Annotated in this window: 16 protein-coding genes; 10 read left to right on the top strand and 6 right to left on the bottom strand. The window is 69.8% G+C overall.

Annotation, left to right across the window (positions count from 1 at the left end; genetic code table 11):
- Window positions 1–10: 10 nt before the first annotated feature.
- A complete protein-coding gene (gene proB, locus FDP22_RS14705; RefSeq protein WP_138578300.1) occupies window positions 11–1111 on the top strand; it encodes a glutamate 5-kinase in 1101 nt (366 codons plus the stop codon).
- Window positions 1112–1128: 17 nt separating this feature from the next.
- Window positions 1129–2382, top strand: a complete 1254-nt coding sequence (locus FDP22_RS14700) for a glutamate-5-semialdehyde dehydrogenase (protein ID WP_138578215.1) — start codon at window positions 1129–1131, stop codon at window positions 2380–2382.
- 218 nt (window positions 2383–2600) lie between these two features.
- Here FDP22_RS14700 and mepK read toward each other — a convergent pair whose 3' ends face one another.
- Window positions 2601–3149: a peptidoglycan L,D-endopeptidase MepK gene (mepK, locus tag FDP22_RS14695; protein WP_138578213.1), complete on the bottom strand. Its 549-nt coding sequence runs from the start codon at window positions 3147–3149 to the stop codon at window positions 2601–2603.
- A 359-nt stretch (window positions 3150–3508) separates the two neighbouring features.
- Between mepK and FDP22_RS14690 the strand changes: the two genes are divergently transcribed.
- The 5 genes from FDP22_RS14690 to FDP22_RS14670 all read left to right on the top strand — a co-directional run bounded on the left by FDP22_RS14690 (window position 3509) and on the right by FDP22_RS14670 (window position 8708).
- Window positions 3509–5326 carry a L,D-transpeptidase family protein gene (locus FDP22_RS14690; RefSeq protein WP_138578211.1) on the top strand — a complete coding sequence of 606 codons (1818 nt, stop codon included), beginning with the start codon at window positions 3509–3511 and terminating at the stop codon, window positions 5324–5326.
- Between the two features lie 139 nt (window positions 5327–5465).
- Window positions 5466–6548: a UDP-3-O-(3-hydroxymyristoyl)glucosamine N-acyltransferase gene (locus FDP22_RS14685; protein WP_138578209.1), complete on the top strand. Its 1083-nt coding sequence runs from the start codon at window positions 5466–5468 to the stop codon at window positions 6546–6548.
- 40 nt (window positions 6549–6588) lie between these two features.
- The gene (locus FDP22_RS14680; protein WP_138578207.1) at window positions 6589–6855 is read left to right on the top strand and encodes an acyl carrier protein; all 267 of its coding nucleotides are present in this window, start codon (window positions 6589–6591) and stop codon (window positions 6853–6855) included.
- Window positions 6856–6863: 8 nt separating this feature from the next.
- The gene (locus tag FDP22_RS14675) at window positions 6864–8072 is read left to right on the top strand and encodes a beta-ketoacyl-[acyl-carrier-protein] synthase family protein (protein ID WP_138578205.1); all 1209 of its coding nucleotides are present in this window, start codon (window positions 6864–6866) and stop codon (window positions 8070–8072) included.
- A gap of 141 nt (window positions 8073–8213) precedes the next feature.
- Window positions 8214–8708 carry a GNAT family N-acetyltransferase gene (locus FDP22_RS14670; RefSeq protein WP_138578203.1) on the top strand — a complete coding sequence of 165 codons (495 nt, stop codon included), beginning with the start codon at window positions 8214–8216 and terminating at the stop codon, window positions 8706–8708.
- Window positions 8709–9261: 553 nt separating this feature from the next.
- On the opposite strand, the gene FDP22_RS14660 is transcribed toward FDP22_RS14670, so the two are convergent.
- From FDP22_RS14660 to FDP22_RS24530, 5 genes are all read right to left on the bottom strand, one after another.
- Window positions 9262–9918 carry an invasion associated locus B family protein gene (locus tag FDP22_RS14660; RefSeq protein ID WP_138578201.1) on the bottom strand — a complete coding sequence of 219 codons (657 nt, stop codon included), beginning with the start codon at window positions 9916–9918 and terminating at the stop codon, window positions 9262–9264.
- A gap of 721 nt (window positions 9919–10639) precedes the next feature.
- Window positions 10640–11947 carry an HlyC/CorC family transporter gene (locus FDP22_RS14655; protein ID WP_138578199.1) on the bottom strand — a complete coding sequence of 436 codons (1308 nt, stop codon included), beginning with the start codon at window positions 11945–11947 and terminating at the stop codon, window positions 10640–10642.
- 120 nt (window positions 11948–12067) lie between these two features.
- Window positions 12068–12991, bottom strand: a complete 924-nt coding sequence (locus FDP22_RS14650; RefSeq protein ID WP_138578197.1) for a tyrosine recombinase — start codon at window positions 12989–12991, stop codon at window positions 12068–12070.
- Window positions 12991–14610, bottom strand: a complete 1620-nt coding sequence (locus FDP22_RS14645; RefSeq protein ID WP_138578195.1) for a hypothetical protein — start codon at window positions 14608–14610, stop codon at window positions 12991–12993. The genes FDP22_RS14650 and FDP22_RS14645 overlap by 1 nt, the downstream gene beginning before the upstream one ends.
- On the bottom strand, window positions 14585–14722 hold the full coding sequence (locus FDP22_RS24530; RefSeq protein WP_170317712.1) for a hypothetical protein: 138 nt from the start codon (window positions 14720–14722) through the stop codon (window positions 14585–14587). The genes FDP22_RS14645 and FDP22_RS24530 overlap by 26 nt, the downstream gene beginning before the upstream one ends.
- A 194-nt stretch (window positions 14723–14916) precedes the next feature.
- Here FDP22_RS24530 and FDP22_RS14640 point away from each other — a divergent pair, with 194 nt between their 5' ends.
- The 3 genes from FDP22_RS14640 to FDP22_RS14630 all read left to right on the top strand — a co-directional run bounded on the left by FDP22_RS14640 (window position 14917) and on the right by FDP22_RS14630 (window position 19104).
- Window positions 14917–15528: a shikimate kinase gene (locus FDP22_RS14640; protein WP_138578193.1), complete on the top strand. Its 612-nt coding sequence runs from the start codon at window positions 14917–14919 to the stop codon at window positions 15526–15528.
- Complete coding sequence (gene aroB, locus FDP22_RS14635; RefSeq protein WP_138578191.1) at window positions 15525–16640, top strand: 3-dehydroquinate synthase; 1116 nt, start codon at window positions 15525–15527, stop codon at window positions 16638–16640. Before FDP22_RS14640 ends, aroB begins: the two co-directional genes overlap by 4 nt.
- A gap of 871 nt (window positions 16641–17511) precedes the next feature.
- A complete protein-coding gene (locus tag FDP22_RS14630; protein WP_170317711.1) occupies window positions 17512–19104 on the top strand; it encodes an ArnT family glycosyltransferase in 1593 nt (530 codons plus the stop codon).
- The last annotated feature ends 163 nt before the right edge of the window (window positions 19105–19267 follow it).

Below are 19267 nucleotides of genomic sequence, written 5' to 3'. Positions count from 1 at the left end.
CTCGGCCGGGATGCTGGCCGCGGCCCGGCGGGTCGTGGTCAAGATCGGCTCGGCGCTGCTGGTGGATGCGGCCTCGGGCCTGCTGCGGGCCGAATGGCTCGATGCGCTGGCCGGGGACGTGGCGGCGCTGAAGGCGCAGGGCAAGGACGTGGTGCTGGTCTCCTCCGGCTCCATCGCGCTGGGGCGGCGGGTGTTGGGCCTCTCGCCCGGGGCGCTGCCGATCGAGCAGAGCCAGGCCGCCGCCTCCGTGGGGCAGATCCGCCTCGCGCGCGCCTATGAGGAGGTGCTGGGCCCGCGGGGCATCACCACCGCGCAGATCCTCGTCACCCTGGAGGACAGCGAGAAGCGCCGCCGCTACCTCAACACCCGCGCCACGCTGAAGACCCTGCTGGGCCTCGGCGTCGTGCCCATCGTGAACGAGAACGACACGGTGGCGACCGACGAGATCCGCTACGGCGACAATGACCGTCTCGCCGCCCAGGTGGCGAGCCTGTGCGGCGCCGACGTGCTGGTGCTGCTCTCGGACGTGGACGGGCTCTACACCGCCAACCCGCGGCTGGACCCTGCCGCCCGGCGGCTGGACGTGGTCGAGCGCATCACCCCGGCCATCGAGGCGATGGCGGGCGATGCCGGCACTCCCGGGGCCAAGGGCGGGATGAAGACCAAGATCATGGCCGCGCGGGCCGCGATGCAGGCCGGCTGCGCCATGGCCATCGTGCGCGGCGAGGGGCTGTACCCGCTCACCGCGCTGGCCGAGGGGGCGCCCTGCACCTGGTTCCGCGCGTCCGCGGACCCCGCCGCCGCCCGCAAGCGCTGGATCGCCGGCATGAAGCCGCGCGGCCGGCTGGTCATCGACGCCGGCGCGGCGGCGGCGCTCGGGCGAGGGCGCTCGCTGCTCTCCGCCGGGGTGCGCGATGTGGAGGGCGGCTTCCGCCGGGGGGACCCGGTGGAGATCGTGACCGAGGAGGGCGCGGTGCTCGCCCGCGCGCTCTCGGGGTATGACGCGGAGGACGCGCGGGCCATCATGGGCCGGCAGTCCGGCGAGATCGAGGCGATCCTGGGCCATCCCGGCCGGGCCACCATGGCCCATCGCGACGACATGGCAATCTGAGCACGGAGGACGGCAGCATGGACGCGGTCGACATCAAGGGCATGATGCAGGGCATGGGCGAGGCGGCGCGTGCCGCGGCGGCGGAGCTTGCCTTCGCCCCAGCCGATGCGAAGCGCGACGCGCTGCTTGCCGCCGCCGAGGCCATCCTCGCCCGCGAGGCCGACATCCTCTCCGCCAATGCGAGGGACATGGAGTTCGGCCGCCAGAAGGGCCTCTCGCCCGCCTTGCTGGACCGGCTGGAGCTCACGCCCGCGCGGGTGGCCGCGATGGCCGAAGGCCTGCGCGCCGTGGCGGCGCAGGAGGACCCCGTGGGCGCGGTGATGGCCGAATGGTCGATGCCCTCGGGCCTCGACATCCGCCGGGTGCGCACGCCGCTGGGGGTGATCGGGGTGATCTACGAGAGCCGCCCCAACGTGACCGCCGACGCCGGCGCGCTGTGCCTGAAGGCGGGCAACGCGGTGATCCTGCGCGGCGGCTCGGAGAGCCTGCATTCCTCCGGCGCCATCCATGAGTGCCTGGTGGCGGGGCTGCGCGCCGCCGGCCTGCCGGAGGACGCCATCCAGCGCGTGCCCACCCGCGACCGGGCGGCGGTGACCGAGATGCTCACCATGACCGGCTATCTCGACGTGATCGTGCCGCGCGGCGGCGCCGGGCTGGTGGGCCTGGTGCAGCGCGAGGCGCGGGTGCCGGTGTTCGCGCATCTGGAGGGCATCGTGCACATCTACGTGGACGCCGCCGCCGACCCCGAGATGGCCCGCACGGTGATCCTGAACGCGAAGACCCGGCGCCCCGGCGTCTGCGGCTCCGCCGAGTGCCTGCTGATCGACCGGGCCTTCTTCGCGGCCCACGGCGCCCCGTTCCTCACCGACCTCATGGAGGCCGGGGTGGAGGTGCGCGCAGGCGCCGGCCTCACCGGCAGCGTGCCGGCGACGGAGGAGGACTGGGGCCGCGAATACCTCGACATGATCATCGCCGCGAAGCTGGTGGATGGCGTGGACGAGGCCATCGCCCATATCCGCCGCTACGGCTCGCAGCACACCGAGAGCATCCTCACCGAGGATGACGCGGTGGCGGAGCGTTTCTTCGCCCGGCTCGACAGCGCGATCCTGATGCGCAACGCCTCCACCCAGTTCGCGGATGGCGGCGAGTTCGGCATGGGTGCGGAAATCGGCATCGCCACGGGAAAGCTGCATGCCCGCGGGCCCGTGGGGGCGGAGCAGCTCACCTCGTTCAAGTATCTTGTCACCGGCAAGGGCACCATCCGTCCGTAACCGGGGCGCGTGTCCTGCGCTTCGGCCCTCCGGGGGGCTGGCGGCGCTGCGATGCCCGGTGGTCCGCTGTTCGCGACGGTGAGGGCGGATCACCCGCATGCGGTACGGGGCGCGGGTGCGGCCCGGCCGAGCCGCGATCGGGCCGGCGGGGCAGGGCGGCGCGCGCAAAAAACCCCGCCTCGGGGGGCGGGGCTCTTTCATGGCCGGGGGGGAAGGTCTTACCTGCCCCAGGTGCGCACCGGGCCGCAATCCATGTGAACGAAGTTGGAGTGGGTGTACTTGCCCACGCCGCCGGCGTTGCAGGAATAGGCGGCGTTGTACATCTGGGCGACGCTGCGCGAGCGGAGGCGCAGGTCGGCGGCCATGCCCTTGATGTGGTAGGAGTTCGATGCCACCCCGCGCGACCGGGCGCGCAGCATGTCATTGGTCTTGCGGCTGCGGTAGCCGGAGATCATCAGGTAGGGCTCGCTGGTGTCCAGCTTGTGCTGGGCGGCGGCCATCACGTCCACGTTGCGCGGATCGTAGGAGATGAGCTCGTTCTGGCGCCAGTCGCGCATGAAGAAGCTGATCTCGTTGAGGACTTCGGGAATGTATTCCCCGTCCACCCAGTAGATCGTGTCGATCTTCTCGCCGGTCCGCTGGCTGTACATGCGGATCTTGCGAATATCTCCGGCCTCACGGATCAGGCCGGGTGCCTTGGCGTAGACGGGTGCTGCAGCGAGAGATGCAATTCCTGCGAAAGCTCCGAGCACCGTGCGTCGGGTCATGGACCCACAAGAGTCTTGTCCTGGTTTCACTATCTGCCTCGTTCCGACTTCCGCTTGCTGCGGATAGTTCGATGTTGCCCCTATCCCTGAAATCACTATCACACATTCGGTTTTGTGCTGCCAAGTGGCAGATTTACCTCGGCAAATCATGCTACAGTGTAAATCGTCACAGCCTCGTGAGGGAACGTTTTGCTAACCTTTGCGTTGATTCACGTAAGCCTCGGCAATAATCCGCCGATATGCGTTCGAATTGACACGGTTGCGCAGAATCTTGCCGATCCTGGCGGTTCCCGGTCGAAACCACGGCAGCGGAGACGTAAGATTCAAAGCTACCGGATACCTGTTGCAAAGGGGCAACGATGTTGTTGAACCGCACCTTCCTTGGCGCCTTCCTGCTCGGAACCGCCTCATTGATTCCATTTCAGGCTGCCTTCGCCCAGTCCGCAGGGGATCCGGAAGTCTATGTCGACCGTCCGCGGACGGCGATCACCGCTCCGCTCGCAGGCACGCCCGGCGCGGCGGCTCCCGGCGAGCGGGTGCGCACCAATGGTGTCGCGCCGGTGATCGACACGTCCCCGCTGGGTCAGGCGCTGCGCCGGGCAGGGGTGACGGACCCCGCCGTCGCGGTGTTCTATGCCGCGCGGGACAACCGGCCGTTCTGGACCGGAGCAGACCACGGCTGGGCCGAGGCGCTGCTCGCCTCGCTGCGCCACGCGCCGGACCAGGGCCTGCCGGAGAACCTGCTCGACCCCCAGGGGCTGAGCGTGGCCCTGGCGACCGGAGGGCCGGACGCCGAGGCTCGGTTCATGAAGGCCTATCTCTCCTTCGGACGCATCGTGTCCTCGGGGCTGCTGAACCCGGAGAAGGTGGATGACGAGATCCACTTCCAGCCCGTGCGCCCCGTGCCGGCCCGGCTGCTGGCCAGCCTTCATGCCGAGGGCACCGCGCCCGCCTCGCTCGATTTCCTCGCCCCGGACCTGCCGGAATACCGCACGCTGGTCCAGGAGCTGGCGCGCTACCGGACGCTCGCCTCCGAGGCCGTGCTGGGCGGCACCGTGCCCGAGGGGCCTACCCTGCGTCCGGGAGACCGCTCGCCGCGGGTTGCGGCGCTGCGTGACCGGCTGCAGGCGCTCGGCGATGTCGGGCTCGCCATGCCGGCCACCGCGATCATGGAACAGCTGACCGACGCGGCCGCCACAGCTCCGCAGCCGCAGCAGAACCGCCCGATTCAGGCCGCGGCCGGCTCCGGCCCCGTGCCGGGGGTCGACCGGACCTATTTCGACCCGGAACTGGAAGCCGCGGTGAAGCGCTTCCAGCTGCGCAACGGCCTCATCGACGACGGCGCCGTCGGCCCGCAGACCCTGCGGACCATCAACACCTCCGCCGCTGACCGCTACAACCGCATCCTGGTGAACCTGGAGCGCGTGCGCTGGCTGCACCGCGACATGAACGAGCGGCACATCTTCGTGAATCAGGCCGATTTCACGATGGAGCTCATCGAGAACAACCAGGTGCTGCTGGCCAGCCGTGTGGTCGTGGGGCAGACCCCGAAGCACCGGACCCCGGAATTCATCGAGATGATGGACCACATCGTGGTCAACCCGACCTGGCACGTGCCCACCAGCATCGCGACGAAGGAGATCCTGCCCAAGCTGAAGCAGGACCCCACCTACCTTGCGCGCAACGGCATGCGCCTCGTGCCCACCGGCGCGGACCCGGTGCCGGACGGGGTGACCTCGGATTACTCGCTCTACTCGCGCGGCTATTTCCCCTTCCGCGTGAAGCAGGAGCCGGGAGACGAGAACTCGCTTGGCCGGGTGAAGTTCATGTTCCCGAACAAGTACGCCATCTATCTGCATGACACGCCGTCCAAAAGCCTGTTCAACCGTGACGCGCGGGCCTTCAGCCACGGCTGCGTGCGGGTGCAGAGGCCCTTCGATCTGGCCTATGCCCTGCTCCAGGGCCAGGTGGCGGACCCGAAGGCGAGCTTCGACGGCTGGCTGGACAGCGGCAAGGAGCGCCGGGTGAACCTCGACCGCCCGGTGCGGATGTATCTCACCTACCGCACCGTCTGGGTGGACCGCCAGGGCGAGGTGCAGTTCCGCAACGACATCTACGGGCGCGACGCGCGCACCATCGCCGCGCTCTCCGCGGCCGGGGTGGAAACCCTCGACTGAAGCGGCGCTCGGCCACGGGGCCCGCCGCCCCGTTTCCCGCCGCTTTCGCCGGTTGAGGCGAAATCAGGCCCGGTCCCGGTCTTTCACCCGGGGCCGGGCTTCGCTATATCCTGCGGGGAGACGTTCTGGAGGGTGCGACATGTCGATGACCATTGCCGATCTTGCCACCGCGCTCGGCGCGGAGGCCGTGGGGGACCTGAGCCTCACCGTGGTGCGGCCGGCCGCCCCCGGCGAGGCCGGCGTGGACGACCTCGCCCTGGCCATGGAGCCGTCCTACGAGGAGGCCGCGCGTGACACCCCGGCGCGCGCCGCCCTGCTGTGGCCCGGCGCGGACTGGGAGGCCCTGGGCTTCAGCGCCGCCCTGTTCGCACCGCGCTCGCGCTACGTGATGGCCGGGGTGACCCGCGCCTTCGACCAGCCGCTGCATCTGGCGCCCGGCATCCACCCGATGACCGACATCCACCCGGAGGCGGAGATCGGCCCCGGTGCCTCCATCGGCGCTTTCGTGACCATCGGCCCCGGCACGCGGATCGGGGCGGGGGCGCGGATCTTCCCGCACGCCTGCGTGGCGGAGAACGTGACCATCGGCGAGGGAGCGCTCATCCAGTCCGGCGCGCGCATCATGCGCGGCACGCGCATCGGTGACCGGTTCATCTGCCAGCCGAACGCGGTGATCGGCGGCGACGGGTTCTCCTTCGTCACCCCGCAGGCCGGCGCGGTGGAGGAGGCGAAGACCACCGGCAAGCTCACCGCCGACGGCAGCCGGCATGACATCTACACCCGCATCCAGTCGCTCGGCGCCGTGCTGCTGGGCGATGACGTGGAGGTGGGCGCGAACGCCTGCATCGACCGCGGCACCGTGGCCGACACGCGGGTGGGCGACGGATCGAAGATCGACAATCTCGTGCAGATCGGCCACAACGTGGTCATCGGCAGGGGCTGCATGATCTGCGGAAACGTCGGCATCGCCGGCAGCACCAGGATCGGTGACCGGGTGGTGCTCGGCGGCGGCGTCGGCGTGGCGGACCATGTCACCATCGGGTCGGACGTGATCGTGGCCGGCGGGTCGCTGGTCGCCGGGAGCATCGGGCCCAACCAGGTGATGATGGGCATTCCCGCCATGCCGCGGGAAATCGGCATCCAGTCCATGGTCCTGCAGCGCAAGCTTCCGGAGCTGTTCCGGAGGGTGCGCGAATTGCAGAAACGGGTTTCCAAATCCTGACCGACCCGTTAGAGCAGTTGCGAACGCGAGGGAGTAGGCGATGTCTGACGACGTCACGCAGAAAATCATCGGCATCATTGCCGAACAGGCGGTCCTCGATCCGAGCGAGGTGACCCCGGAGTCCACTCTCGAGGACCTGGGCATAGACTCGCTTGGCCTGGTGGAAACGGTGTTCGCCATCGAGGAATCCTTCGACATTTCGATCCCCTTCAATGCCAACGACCCGGCTGCCTCCGAGTTCGACATCTCGAATGTCCAGGCGATCTCCGACGCCGTGAAGGGCCTGATCGCGGAAAAGCAGGGCTGACCGGGACCATGCGCCGCGTTGTCATTACCGGGGCGGGTTCCGTCAATGCCCTCGGACGGTCCGTTCCGGAAACCTTCGCCGGTCTGGCCGAAGGGCGGTGCGGGATCGTCGATCTCGAATTCCGTGACGTGGAGCGCCTGTCGATCCGCATCGGCGGGCAGATCCGCGGCTATTCGGCCGAAGAGCATTTCTCGCGCTCCGAGATCGCCCTCTACGACCCGTTCACCCAGTATGCGCTGCTCTCCGCCCGCGAGGCGATGGAGCAGGCCGGGCTGGAGATTTCCGAGGAGCTCTCGGTGCGCGCCGGCGTGATCGTCGGCACCTCCGGCGGCGGGCTGCACACCCAGGACGAGAACTACCGCCTCGTCTACGAGGAGGGGAAGAACCGCGTTCACCCCTTCATCGTGCCGCGGCTGATGAACAACGCCGCCGCCAGCCATGTTTCCATGCGCTACGGGCTCAAGGGCCCGTCCTACTGCGTGGCGACGGCCTGTTCCTCCTCGAACCACGCCATCGGGCAGGCCTTCCACATGATCCGCTCGGGTGCCACCGACGTGATGCTGACCGGCGGGTCCGAGTCCATGCTGGTGTTCGGCGGGATCAAGGCCTGGGAGGGCCTGCGCGTGATGTCGAAGGACGGCTGCCGGCCGTTCTCGCGCACCCGCAACGGCATGGTGCAGGGCGAAGGCTCGGCGATGTTCGTGCTGGAGGAGCGTGAGCGGGCGATTGCGCGCGGCGCGCCGATCCTCGCGGAAATCTCCGGTTTCGCCATGACCTCGGATGCCTCCGACATCGTGATGCCCAGCCAGGACGGTGCCGCCCGCGCCATCGAGGGTGCGCTGCGCGACGCGCGGATGAACCCCGAGGAAGTGGGCTACATCAACGCCCATGGCACCGGCACCACTGCCAATGACAAGACCGAATGCGCCGCCGTGCGCCAGGTCTTCGGCGACCATGCGGACCGGCTGATGATCTCCTCGACCAAATCCATGCACGGCCACCTGATCGGCGGCACCGGCGCAGTGGAGCTGCTGGCGGCGATCATGGCGCTGCGCGACGGCATCATCGCCCCGACGATTTCCTATGAGGAACCGGACCCGGAATGCGATCTCGACGTGGTGCCCAACACCGCGCGGAATGTGAAGGTGACGGCCGTGCTTTCGAACGCCTTCGCCTTCGGCGGGCTGAACGCGGTGCTGGCGCTGCGCGCCGCCTGACCGCGGATCCGAGAGGCCGCGGCGCGGGGCCCCCTGCAGTGGGTGATGCCCCCGCCGCGTGCCTCCCGCACGGGCACCGGAGCGGGCGGCAGGCACCCGGCGCGGCACCCCTGCGGGCCCGGACGAGACGCGAGGCCTGCGATGACCGACACTCCTGACACCAACCCCGCCTGGCGCCGCGCCACCGCGGCGGATTTCGGCTGGATCGAGGCCGTTCTGAACGACCCGGCCTATTACGACCGTCTGGAGGCCGTTCCGCGCCCCGCCCTGGAAGCCGCCCTTGAGAGCGAGGCCTTCCGCCTGCTGGCCTTTGCCGGGCCGGAGGGGCCGCTGGCCTTCGCCTACCTGTCGCGCTGCGACACCGGGCGGCCCAAGCTGGAGGAATTCGCCGTGCTGCGCCCGGGCGCCGGCACGGGGCGGCAGGCATTGGCGGCGTTGCTCGGGCTGCTGGCGGCGGAGAACCCGGCGCGGTGCCTGTGGCTGCACGTGGTGCTGCACAACGCCCCGGCGATCCGCCTCTACCGGAGCTGCGGCTTCGGCCGGGATGAGCTGATCCCTGCCGCATGGACGACCCGGCTGGGCGAGACCGTGGACCTCCTGCGCCTCCACATCGACCTGGACACCGCGGCAGCCTGACGGCTTCCGCCGCCGCCCTGTGCTGCCCTGTGCCCGGCGACCAACCGGGGCGCCGGCGGATACCCCGACGTCGGGCGAGGGATCGCGGGCGGGCAGGGGCCCGGCCCGGACGCGCATCCGGGGAGCCCTCGCAGACACTGTCGTGCTGTGCAGCGCCCGGATGCGCCGGCCGCCGCGCAACGCAGCCCGCGTCACTGGCGGTCAGACGGCAGCGGTTCCCCGGCGCGAAATCGGTTGCCTTGCGCGGCGACCTCCGGCCTGTTTCCCCGCATCCCCGCATCCCCGCATCCCCGCATCCCCGCATCCCCGCATCCCCGCATCCCCGCATCCCCGCATCCCCGCATCCCCGCATCCCCGCATCCCCGCATCCCCGCATCCCCGCATCCCCGCATCCCCGCATCCCCGCATCCCCGCATCCTCGCATCGCATAGGTCCGGGCCCGGACGCGGCGTCCGTGATGGCGCGTGCCGGCCCGTTGCCGCACCAATGAGAAAGGGCCCGGAGCGGGGTGCGCTCCGGGCCCTTCGGGCGTTTGCGGTGTCGCGGGGCGGGATCAGCCGCCGAGGGCTGCCATCGCGGCGGTGAAGCCCTTCAGCGAGAGATTGCCTTCGACAGCCTGCTCCGGGTTGTTCACGCCGTAGATGGTGACCTTGGCCACGGCACCCTTCTTCATCCGGGTGATGGTGGCGGCGGTGAGGCCGAGGCGCGAGAAGCAGCCGCTCTGCGCGCAGTAGAGGAACGGGTAGCCCAGCGGCTGCGCGGAGTCGATCGTGAGGCCCACGCCCCGGGTGAGCATCACGCCCAGCGGGGTCACCATGGTGGCGCCGGCAGCGGCCTGGCCACCGTCGGGCAGGTGGATCAGGGTGAACTCGGCGATGCCGCGGCCCTCGCTGTCCTTCACGATCTGGTAGAGGAAGCAGCGCGACTCGTCGGATGCGGCACAACGCACTTCCCAGTCGTCGAACTTTTCCTTGAGCACTTCACGGGGCTTTTCGGCCTCGGCGACAGGGAAGTTCTGGTCATTCTCCTTGGCGGCCGCGGGCTCCTCCGCGGCATCGGCCTTGGGAGCGGACTCGGGGGTCGCAGCCGGGGCGGGCGTGGCGGGAGCCTGCGCCTCCGGCTTTGCCGGGGCCGTGGTGTCCTGGGCCATCGCGGGCAGACCAAGCATCGCGACCGAGGCGAGCATCAGGGAGAGAGTACGGAATGTCATCAGTTCTCGGCTTTCCATCTGTCCATGCAATCGGTTCCGACACCGTGCGCGCCGTCACCATGCCATCCGGCGGCCATGGGTGTCGCATACAGGGGTCAAAGTCAATGGTCGCCCCGGGCGTCCCGGCGCAATCATCTTCGGCGGCGCACAGGCGCGGCAAGGGGCCGGACATGGTAAGGGGTGCCTGCATGGGCACCCCTTTTTTTGTTTCCCTGTCGGACTGGCCGAACGTATTTGCAAGGGGGACGCTACGTAGATTCCCGCCCTCCGTCAACAGCCAGAAATACAAATTGTCACATAAACTTCCAAGTCGGCCGGAGGCCTTGGCGAGCCGGGCTGAACAACCTGCCGGTCTGCTTCAGTTCTGTTCATTACTGATTGCATAATGCAAAAAAGGCCGCGCCAGCGGCGCGGCCAGTTCGACAGGGAGGAAGGTGTCCGATGTCATCGCACCATGCAAGTAATCGAACACCCTTTTCATCGCATAAAGAGGTTAACAGAATATTCGCGCGCGTAGAAGAACCGCAGTAGACTAAAAATTCCCGCTGGCGCGAAAGAGCGCAACGCCGGTGCGTGGCGCTCATCTGTCTGTTTTCCGGTGAATTTGTCGGCGCGCCCTCCTGCCTCACTCCGGCTCAAGCCTGCGTGAGGTCGGCGGGTCTTTGCGGGCGGAGACGGCACACAGGTCCCGGGCGGAGCGCGATTCGCGCTCCGGCAGCGCTCAGAGCCGCTTCACCTTCACCTGCTTGAGCTGGTTGCGCTGGCGCTCCAGCACCTCGAAGCGGAAGCCGTGGAAGCTGAACACCTGTCCGGCGGTGGGGATGGACTGGGCCTCGTGGATCACCAGGCCCGCCACGGTGTTGGCCTCCTCGTCCGGCAGCTGCCAGTCCATCGCGCGGTTGATGTCGCGGATGGAGGTGGTGCCGTCCACGGTGATGGCGCCGTCCGCGTCGGCGGTCACGCCGTGGACCTCCTCGTCGTGCTCGTCGGTGATGTCGCCCACGATCTCCTCCAGGATGTCCTCCAGGGTGATGAGCCCCTGCAGGGCGCCGTATTCGTCCACCACCAGGGCGAAATGGCTGCGGCGGTGCAGGAACTCGCGCATCTGGTCGTTGAGCGTGGTGGTCTCGGGCACGAACCACGGCTCCATCACCACCGTCATCACGTCGAACTGCGCCAGGCTCTCGACGCCGGCGGGGGCGAGGCGCGCGAGCCGGTTGATCTCGCGCAGCAGGTCCTTCGCGTGGATCACGCCGACGATGTTCTCCTGGTCGCCCTGCCAGATCGGGATGCGGGTGTAGGGGGCCTTCAGCACCTCGTCGATCAGCTCCAGCGGCGGGGTGTCGCCGTCCAGCATGTAGATGTTGGAGCGGTGCATCATCACCTCGTCCACCGTGCGGTTGGCGAGGTCGAGCGCGCCGAGCAGCCGGTCACGGTCGTCCTTCTCCACCGTGCCCTCGGAGTGGTGCAGGGTGATGGCGCCCTTGATCTCCTCCAGCGCCATGATGCGCGCGTCCGCGTCGGCGCGCACGCCGAACAGCCACAGCATCAGCCGCACGAACCAGCGCACGGCCGAGACCACGGGCGAGAGCAGCCGAACCAGGATGGTGAGCGGCGGCGAGACCAGCGCCGCGGCCGGCTCGGCATTGGTGATGGCGTAGGTCTTGGGCATCACCTCGGCGAAGATCAGCACCAGCAGGGTCATGAACAGGGTGGCCAGCGCCACGCCGGAATCGCCGAAGAGCGCGGTGAACAGGCTGGTGGCCAGCGAGGTGGCGAGGATGTTCACCAGGTTGTTGCCCAGCAGCACCGCGCCGATCAGCCGCTCGCTGTCCTCGGTGAGCTTGAGGGCGAGGGCGGCCCCGCGTGAGCCCTTCTCCGCCATCTGGTGCAGCTTGGCGCGGCTTGCGGCGGTGAGTGCCGTCTCGGAACCGGAGAAGAAGGCGGACATCAGCAGCAGCGCCAGGATGGCGGCTGCGGTCCACCACAGCGTGGCGTCCCATGTGAAGCTTTCCGTCACGGTCTCCATTCGGTTCTCCTCGGCGCGCGGCGGGGGCGGGAGGGCGGCGCCTGCCCCCGGGGGAGTGTTATGGGGCGGGGCGCGGCGCGGGGCAAGATGCCCGCGGTGCCGCAGCCGGGGCGGCGGGGGTCAGTCGTTCGCCAGCGGGTGATGGTCCAGCACCAGGCGGCGCAGGTCCTCGTCCACCACATGGGTATAGATCTCGGTGGTGGCGAGATCGGCGTGCCCGAGCAGCATCTGGATGGCGCGCAGGTCCGCCCCGCCGGCCAGCAGGTGGGTTGCGAAGGCATGGCGCAGCGTGTGCGGCGAGACCTGCGAAGGCGGAATGCCGGCGCGCACCGCGATCTCCTTAATCAGCAGGAAGAAACGCTCGCGCGTGATGTGCCCGCGCGCGCCGGAGCCGGGGAAGAGGAAGGCCGAGGCCTTGCGCCCGCGGCGCTGCGCCTCTGCGTCCGTCGCGTCGCGCAGGGCCAGCCAGGCGGTGAGCGCCAGGCGCGCATCCTGCGAGAGCGGCACCATCCGGTCCTTGCCGCCCTTGCCGCGCACCAGGATCATGCGCGGATCGCCCCTCGTGGCGGAAACCGGCAGGCCGACCAGCTCGCTCACCCGCAGGCCGGTGGCGTAGAGCAGTTCCATCAGGCAGGCGTTGCGGCAGCGGTCGGTCTCGGTGCGGCCGGTCTCGCGCGCGGCGGCGAGCAGGCGGGTCACTTCCTCCTCGGAGAGGGTGCCGGGCAGCTTGCGGTCCCGGCCCGGGCCGCGGATCAGCGCGGCCGGGTCGTCCTCGCGCCAGCCCTCGGCGAAGGCGAAGCGGTGGAGCTGGCGGATGGCCGACAGCCGTCGCGCCCGGGTGGCGCGCGCGAGGCCACGGGTTTCCAGGTCGCCGAGATAGGCCTCGATATCCGCCCGCCCGGACGTTTCCGGCCCGCGCCCCTGCGCCGCGAGGAAGGCGATGTAGTCGCCCAGGTCGCGCGCATAGGCGGCGAGGGTGTTGTGGGCCGCGTCGCGCTCCGCCACCAGCGCCTCCAGGAACACCGGCAACCAGGGGTGCGCCATCACATGCCCTCGTTCATGAGCAGGAGCTCCACGGCGATGTCGCGCGCGGCGTCGTCCTGCCCGGCGTCGTGGATCACCCGCAGGGCGGCGGTGAGGTCGGAGGGGTCGATGCCGCGGCGGGCGTCGAGGGTGGAGAGCGCCTGCAGCAGCGCCTCGCCGGTGCGGCCTTCCGCGAGCTGGGCCGCGAGACGCTCATAGGGGGGCTGCTCCGGGGCCTCGGGCGCGAAGGCCCGCAACACCGCGGCTTCCAGCGAGCCGGGGTCCGGCGTGTCGGGCGGCGCATCGCCATCGGCGACCGCGAGCGCGGTGCGCAGTGGCAATGGCGCGGAGCGCGGAATCCAGCGCCGGGCCGCCGTGGTCTCGCCGCCCAGCAGCAGCAGTTCGCACACCCGCAGCCGGTCGGTGATCAGCCCCGGCGCCAGCCCGGCCAGCAGCGGGGCATATTCGCGGGCGAAGGCCACGCGCAGCCCCATGTCGGTGAGCAGCTTGTCCGCCTTCGGCAACGCCGCGTCCAGCGCCGCGCCGTCGGCCGCGGCGATGGCGGCGTCGAGGTCCTGCACGGCCGCGGAGCGGCTCCACACCCCGCCGGAGGCGGCGGGGGTTTCGGCGCGGTAGGCGTAGAACAGGATCGGGTAGCTCAGCCCGCCGGAGGCGACGAGCTTCTCCGCGGCCAGGATGCGCGCGCGCGGCGGCGCCGTGGGGGCGAGGTCCAGGGTTGCGAAGGCCACCGGCAGGTCGGTCTCCGCCACGGCGGCGCCGCCCGCGCCGATGGCGATCAGCATCAGGTAGTTGAGCGGCGAGACCTGGTCCGGAACGGCGATCCGCTCTCCCGGCCGGGTTTCCTCCATGTCGAGGAAGCGGGAGAAGAGCGCGTTCTCCGCCTCGCTCACGTCGCCGGCCTGGCGCGCCACGGCGAGCGAGACGACCGCGTCCGTCCAGGCGTCCGAGCGCGCGAGGCAGAAGATCCGGGCCGCCGCCGTGGGCTTGATGTCGCTGCGCCCCAGCAGCAGCTTGCAGGCCTTCTCCTCCTGCCCGGTGAGCAGCGAGATGTCGAAGCGGCGCAGCAGGAATTCCGGCGTGGTGACATTGGCCTGGGTGACGAGCTCCAGCGCCTCTTCCAGCGCGCCCATTTCCATCAGCCGGTCGATGCGGCTGCGCAGCAGCACGGCTTCCGGGCCCGCGCCGCGCGGCGGGGCGGCGGTGGCCAGCAGCAGGGTGCGGAACAGGTCCTGCGCCGCGGGCACGCCGGTGCCCGCCAGCCCCTCGATGAGCGCGCTGGCGCGCAGCACCGAGGTCGGGCCCCAGAGGTCCGCCGGCAGGCCGGTGGTGCGGCTGGAGAGCAGGCCCGCGCCATCCTGCGAGGGCGGCCCCAGCGGGGTGACGAGGATGGCCGCATCCGGCGCCGTCGGCCCGGGCGCGAGGCTGCTCACCGCCCCGGCGCCCGGCACGGCGGGCGCGCCGGAGCCGGGCACGCCGGGGACAGGGGAGGGCACGGCCATGCTCTCCCGCCGCGCATGCAGCGAATCCGACAGCCAGGGAATGGCGCTGCGCGGCTCTGCCCGGGCCATTCCGGCCACGCAGAGCGCCGCGAGGCTAACCGTCAGCAGGCATCGGAACATCGATCGTGATCTCCTCGACCGGGGCCGGAAGGTCGGCAAACAGCGCATAGACGGCCAGCGCCGCCAGTCCCAGCACGACCAGATACAACAGATATTTCAGGATGCGTCCCATGCTCCAGCGTGCCTTTGTGCTGCCTCAGTCCTTGACGGCCCGCGCCGCTCAGCGCGGGCTTTGCCTGTGGCCTTCATGATGCTACACCCCCTTCCCTGTTTACCGGGAAGCGGGCGGCGACGGACCACTGAAGGCCGAGACTACCGCCTATGCTGCCCCGCATCAATGTCGGACCTGCCGGAGCGCCCGTGCCAATGACTCAAATGCCTTCTCCCGGCCCCGAGACGGGCCATGCGCCCGGTCTGCGCCGCACCCTGGTGCTGGTGGGGATCATGGGAGCGGGCAAATCCTCGGTCGGCCAGGTGCTTGCGGACCGGCTCGGCGCGCCCTTCACCGATTCGGACCACGAGATCGAGGCCGCCGCGGGCATGAGCGTGCAGGAGATCTTCCAGCATTTCGGCGAGCCCTACTTCCGCGCCGGCGAAACCCGGGTCATCGACCGGCTGCTCACCGGCACGCCGCGGGTGCTGGCCACCGGCGGGGGCGCCTTCATCCAGCCGCCCACCCGCGCGCTGATCCGCGCGAAAGGCGTCTCGCTGTGGCTGCGCGTGAGCCTGGACGTGGTGTTCGAGCGCATCAAGGGCAAGCCCGGGCGCCCGCTCCTCGCGGGGGCGGACCCGCGCGGCGCGCTCGGCCGGCTGATGGCGCTGCGCGACCCGATCTACGCGGAAGCGGACATGGTGGTCGATTCCCTCGGCGGGGAGGGGCACCAGCAGGCCGCCTCGCGCATCCTCGCCCATCTCGCCGCCCGCGACGCGACCCTGCCTCCCGAGGCCCGCCTGCTCAAGGAAAGACCCGCAGAATGACCAGCATCGTGCACGTGCCGCTTCCCGGACGGGAGTATGACATCCACATCGGCGCCGGGCTGATCGGGCAGGCGGGGGCGCTCGTGGGCCCGCTGCTGCGCCAGCCGCGCGTGGCGGTGGTGGCGGACGAGACGGTGGCCGGCCTCCACCTCGAGGCCCTGGTCGAGGGCTTCGCCGCGGGGGGCGTCACGGTCCGCGCCACCAGCCTGCCCTCCGGCGAGGGCACGAAGGGCTGGGAGGGGCTGCAGGCCTGTCTCGACTGGCTGCTGGAAATGAAGGTGGAGCGCGGCGACCTGGTGGTGGCCTTCGGCGGCGGCGTGGTGGGAGACCTGGTGGGCTTCGCCGCCGCGATCCTGCGCCGCGGCGTGGGCTTCGTCCAGGTGCCCACAACGCTGCTCGCGCAGGTCGACAGTTCGGTGGGCGGCAAGACCGGCATCAACACCCGGCAGGGCAAGAACCTCGTGGGCGCCTTCCACCAGCCGCGGCTGGTGCTCGCGGACACCGACCTGCTGGGCACGCTGCCTGCGCGCGACTTTCTCGCCGGCTACGGCGAGGTGATGAAATACGGGCTGCTGGGCGACGCCGGGTTCTTCACCTGGCTGGAACACAACGCCCCGGGCATGGCCGACGGCAATGCGGCCGCGCGCCGCGAGGCGGTCCGGCGCTGCTGCGAGATGAAGGCCGCGATCGTGCTGCGCGACGAGACCGAGCAGGGCGACCGTGCGCTGCTGAACCTCGGCCACACCTTCGGCCACGCGCTGGAGGCGGCCACCGGCTACTCCGACCGGCTGCTGCACGGCGAGGGGGTGGCCATCGGCTGCGCGCTGGCCTTCGACCTCTCCGCCCGCATGGGCCTCTGCGCGCAGGAAACCCCGGGTAGGGTGCGCGCGCATCTCGCGCAGATGGGCATGAAGCGCAGCCTGGCCGACATTCCCGGCCCGCTGCCGGACGTGGACGGGCTGATCGCGCTGATGGGGCAGGACAAGAAGGTGCGCGACGGCCGGCTCACCTTCATCCTGGCCCGCGACATCGGCGCGGCCTACGTGGAGCCGGCAGCCGACGCCACCGCCCTGCGCGCCGTGCTGGCAGACGCCCTCGCCGAACGTCTCTGACCCCCGCTCTGGCGATACCTCGCCAAAGGCCGCAACGGTCAGCATGGGAGGCATCGGGAACCAGCTCGGAAACAACGATGCTTGCCGCGCGAGGCTCCGGAGGCCTCTTCCGTCAGGAAACTCCGACCTCGGAACCGTGCCGCGCACCTTCGAGGCGTGAGCAATACTTCTGGCAGAGGGTGTCGTGCGGCAGGAAGGAGCCCACGTCACCGATGTTTTGCTGCGCAGCTAAAGTCGGATTTTAGAACGCATGTAATGTCGCGCATAAATCAGATAAATGGTTCTTTAAAAGTATATAATAGGATTTCCGCTACAATTATTATTATAATTTATTCAAGCTTTTGAAATTTAAGGGACACTACAATTTAAAACCCACGAATGCGGAGATACCTCCCGCATTTCAATCAGGGTCTCCCGCTCTCCCAGTTGATCAATGGAACGACTGGCGACATCCACGTCCACCGGTCTGCTCCAGGTCTGGCAGGGCCAAGTGCCCTTTCCGACAGCGGCTCGCTCCTCTGGGATCATACCTTGGCCCGCCCTCTGCAACGGCAAGATCGCTGACGTGACAGGCTGATCTGTCCGGTCGTCTTCCGGCCTGACACGCCGGGGGCCGCATCTCTGGTGTGTCGGGAGGCCTTCGCTGCCGGACGGGGTTTCGGAAACGGGGCAGGGCCCGATGCGGGCGGGCTTTCCGGCCGCAGGGTGGGGCGAATGCGTGCCGCGGTGCTTCGGTGCATCACTTCCGGGCTGAACCCGGTTGATTTCTCCGCCGGAATTCGGAAAGAGCAGGGGGCCGGGCGGCACAGGCCCCCGGCGCCCGCCGTTGTCCCTTTGCTGCCCGATGCCCCAAGACCCCGGAGACCTGCGCATGGCCAAGAAACGCAAGATCGCGGAGAATGTCTGGCTCGGCTGGCTGCTGGTGGGGATCGCCGCCGTCACCCTGCTGCGCGAGATGTTCAACGCCAGCGGCGTGATCCCGGCGCATTTCGACGAGGCGCAATACTGGACCTACGGCGAGAGCCTCGCCTTCGGCTATTATTCCAAGCCGCCGCTGGTGGCCTGGGCCATCCGCCTCTCCACCGAGGTGTTCGGCGACACGCTCTTCGGCCTGCGCTTCTTCGTGCCGCTGGTGCATGCCTGGATCGCCTGGCTGATCTTCGCCTCCGGCCGGCGGCTCTATGACGCGCGCACCGGCTTCTGGGCCGGGCTGGGCTATCTGGTGGCGCCGGGGGTCACGGTCTCGGCCGGGCTGATGACCACCGACCCGCTGATGATGCTCGGCTGGGCCGGCGCGCTCTACGCGCTCACCCGCATCCTCACCCTCAAGCGCACGAAGAAGACCCCGGAGCCCTGGCTGTGGTGGGCGGTGCTGGGGCTGAGCCTCGGCGCGGGAATGCTGGCGAAATATACCGCCATCGCCTTCGCCGGGGGCGCCATCGGTTATGCGATCTTCTCGCGCGAGGGGGCGCGCACCTGGCGCGGGCCGTTGCTGGCGGCGGTCTGCTTCCTGCTGGTGTGGTCGCCCAACCTCATCTGGCTCGGGGTGCATCACTTCGCCTCCGTCGCCCATCTGGGCGAGAATGCGGACACCGGCGAGGGCCTCTCCTTCGGCGGGCTGCCGGAGTTCATCGCGGCGCAGGCCGGCGTGATCGGGCCGGTGTTTCTCCTGGCGCTCTTCTGGTCGGCGGCGCAATGGCGCGAGTGGCGGGCGGACTGGCGCAAGCGGCTGTTGTTCTGGCTGGTGGCGCCGCTGTTCCTGGCAATGTGCGTGCAGTCGCTCAACGGGGGCGCGAACGCGAACTGGGCGGCGCCCTGCTACGTGGCCGGCGCCATCATCGCCGCCTGCTTCCTCACCCGGCGCGGCTGGCGGCGCGGGCTCAGCGCGCATGTGGCGATCGGCGGCGTGGCCACGCTGCTGCTCTGGGGGCTGGGCGCGGTCTATTCCGAATGGGGCACCGGGCTGCCCCGGGCGGGCGACCCCTACAAGAAGGTGCGCATCGGGCCGGCGTTCTGCGAGCGGGTGATCCTCGCGATGGAGGATACCGGCGTGGATGTGCTGCTCTCCAACGACCGGCGCCGGCTGGCCGAATGCTCCTTCGAGGCCGCGCTGCCGCCGGGCAACATCCGGGTGTGGAACCCGGAGGGCAGGGTGAGCAACCATTACGAGATGGTCGCCAGCCTGTCGAAGGCCGACCGGGGGCCGATGCTGCTTGTCACCCTGGGCGACGGCGCACGCGACGCACGCCATTTCGCCACCGCCGAGGAGGTGGATTCAGGCAGCTTCACCACCCATGTGGACCGGGAGTTCGACTACTCCATCTGGCGGGTGAGCGGCTTCCTGGGCTATGATACCTTCTCCACGGACCCGGGCGCGCTGCCTGCCGTGCCGGCCGAGGGCCCGGCGGACGACACGTCCGGACCGGTTCAGGAAGACACCACGGAGCAGGAAGACTTTCCCTGAGCCGCGCCGCGCCTGCCGGCCCGCGGAACACCGGCACCAGCGGAACACTGGTGCTCCAGGAACTTTCGCGCACCTGCCGCGTCTGCCGGTCCGTAAGGCACCTGTGCCAGCGGCACACCGCCGCTCGCGGGGCATCCGCGCCCCTGCCACGCGCCCGCTTGCC

It is taken from the genome of Paroceanicella profunda, assembly GCF_005887635.2.
Classification (GTDB): Bacteria; Pseudomonadota; Alphaproteobacteria; order Rhodobacterales; family Rhodobacteraceae; genus Paroceanicella; species Paroceanicella profunda.
Note: the sequence above shows the minus strand (reverse complement) of the source record. Positions and strands in the feature narration are given on the sequence as shown.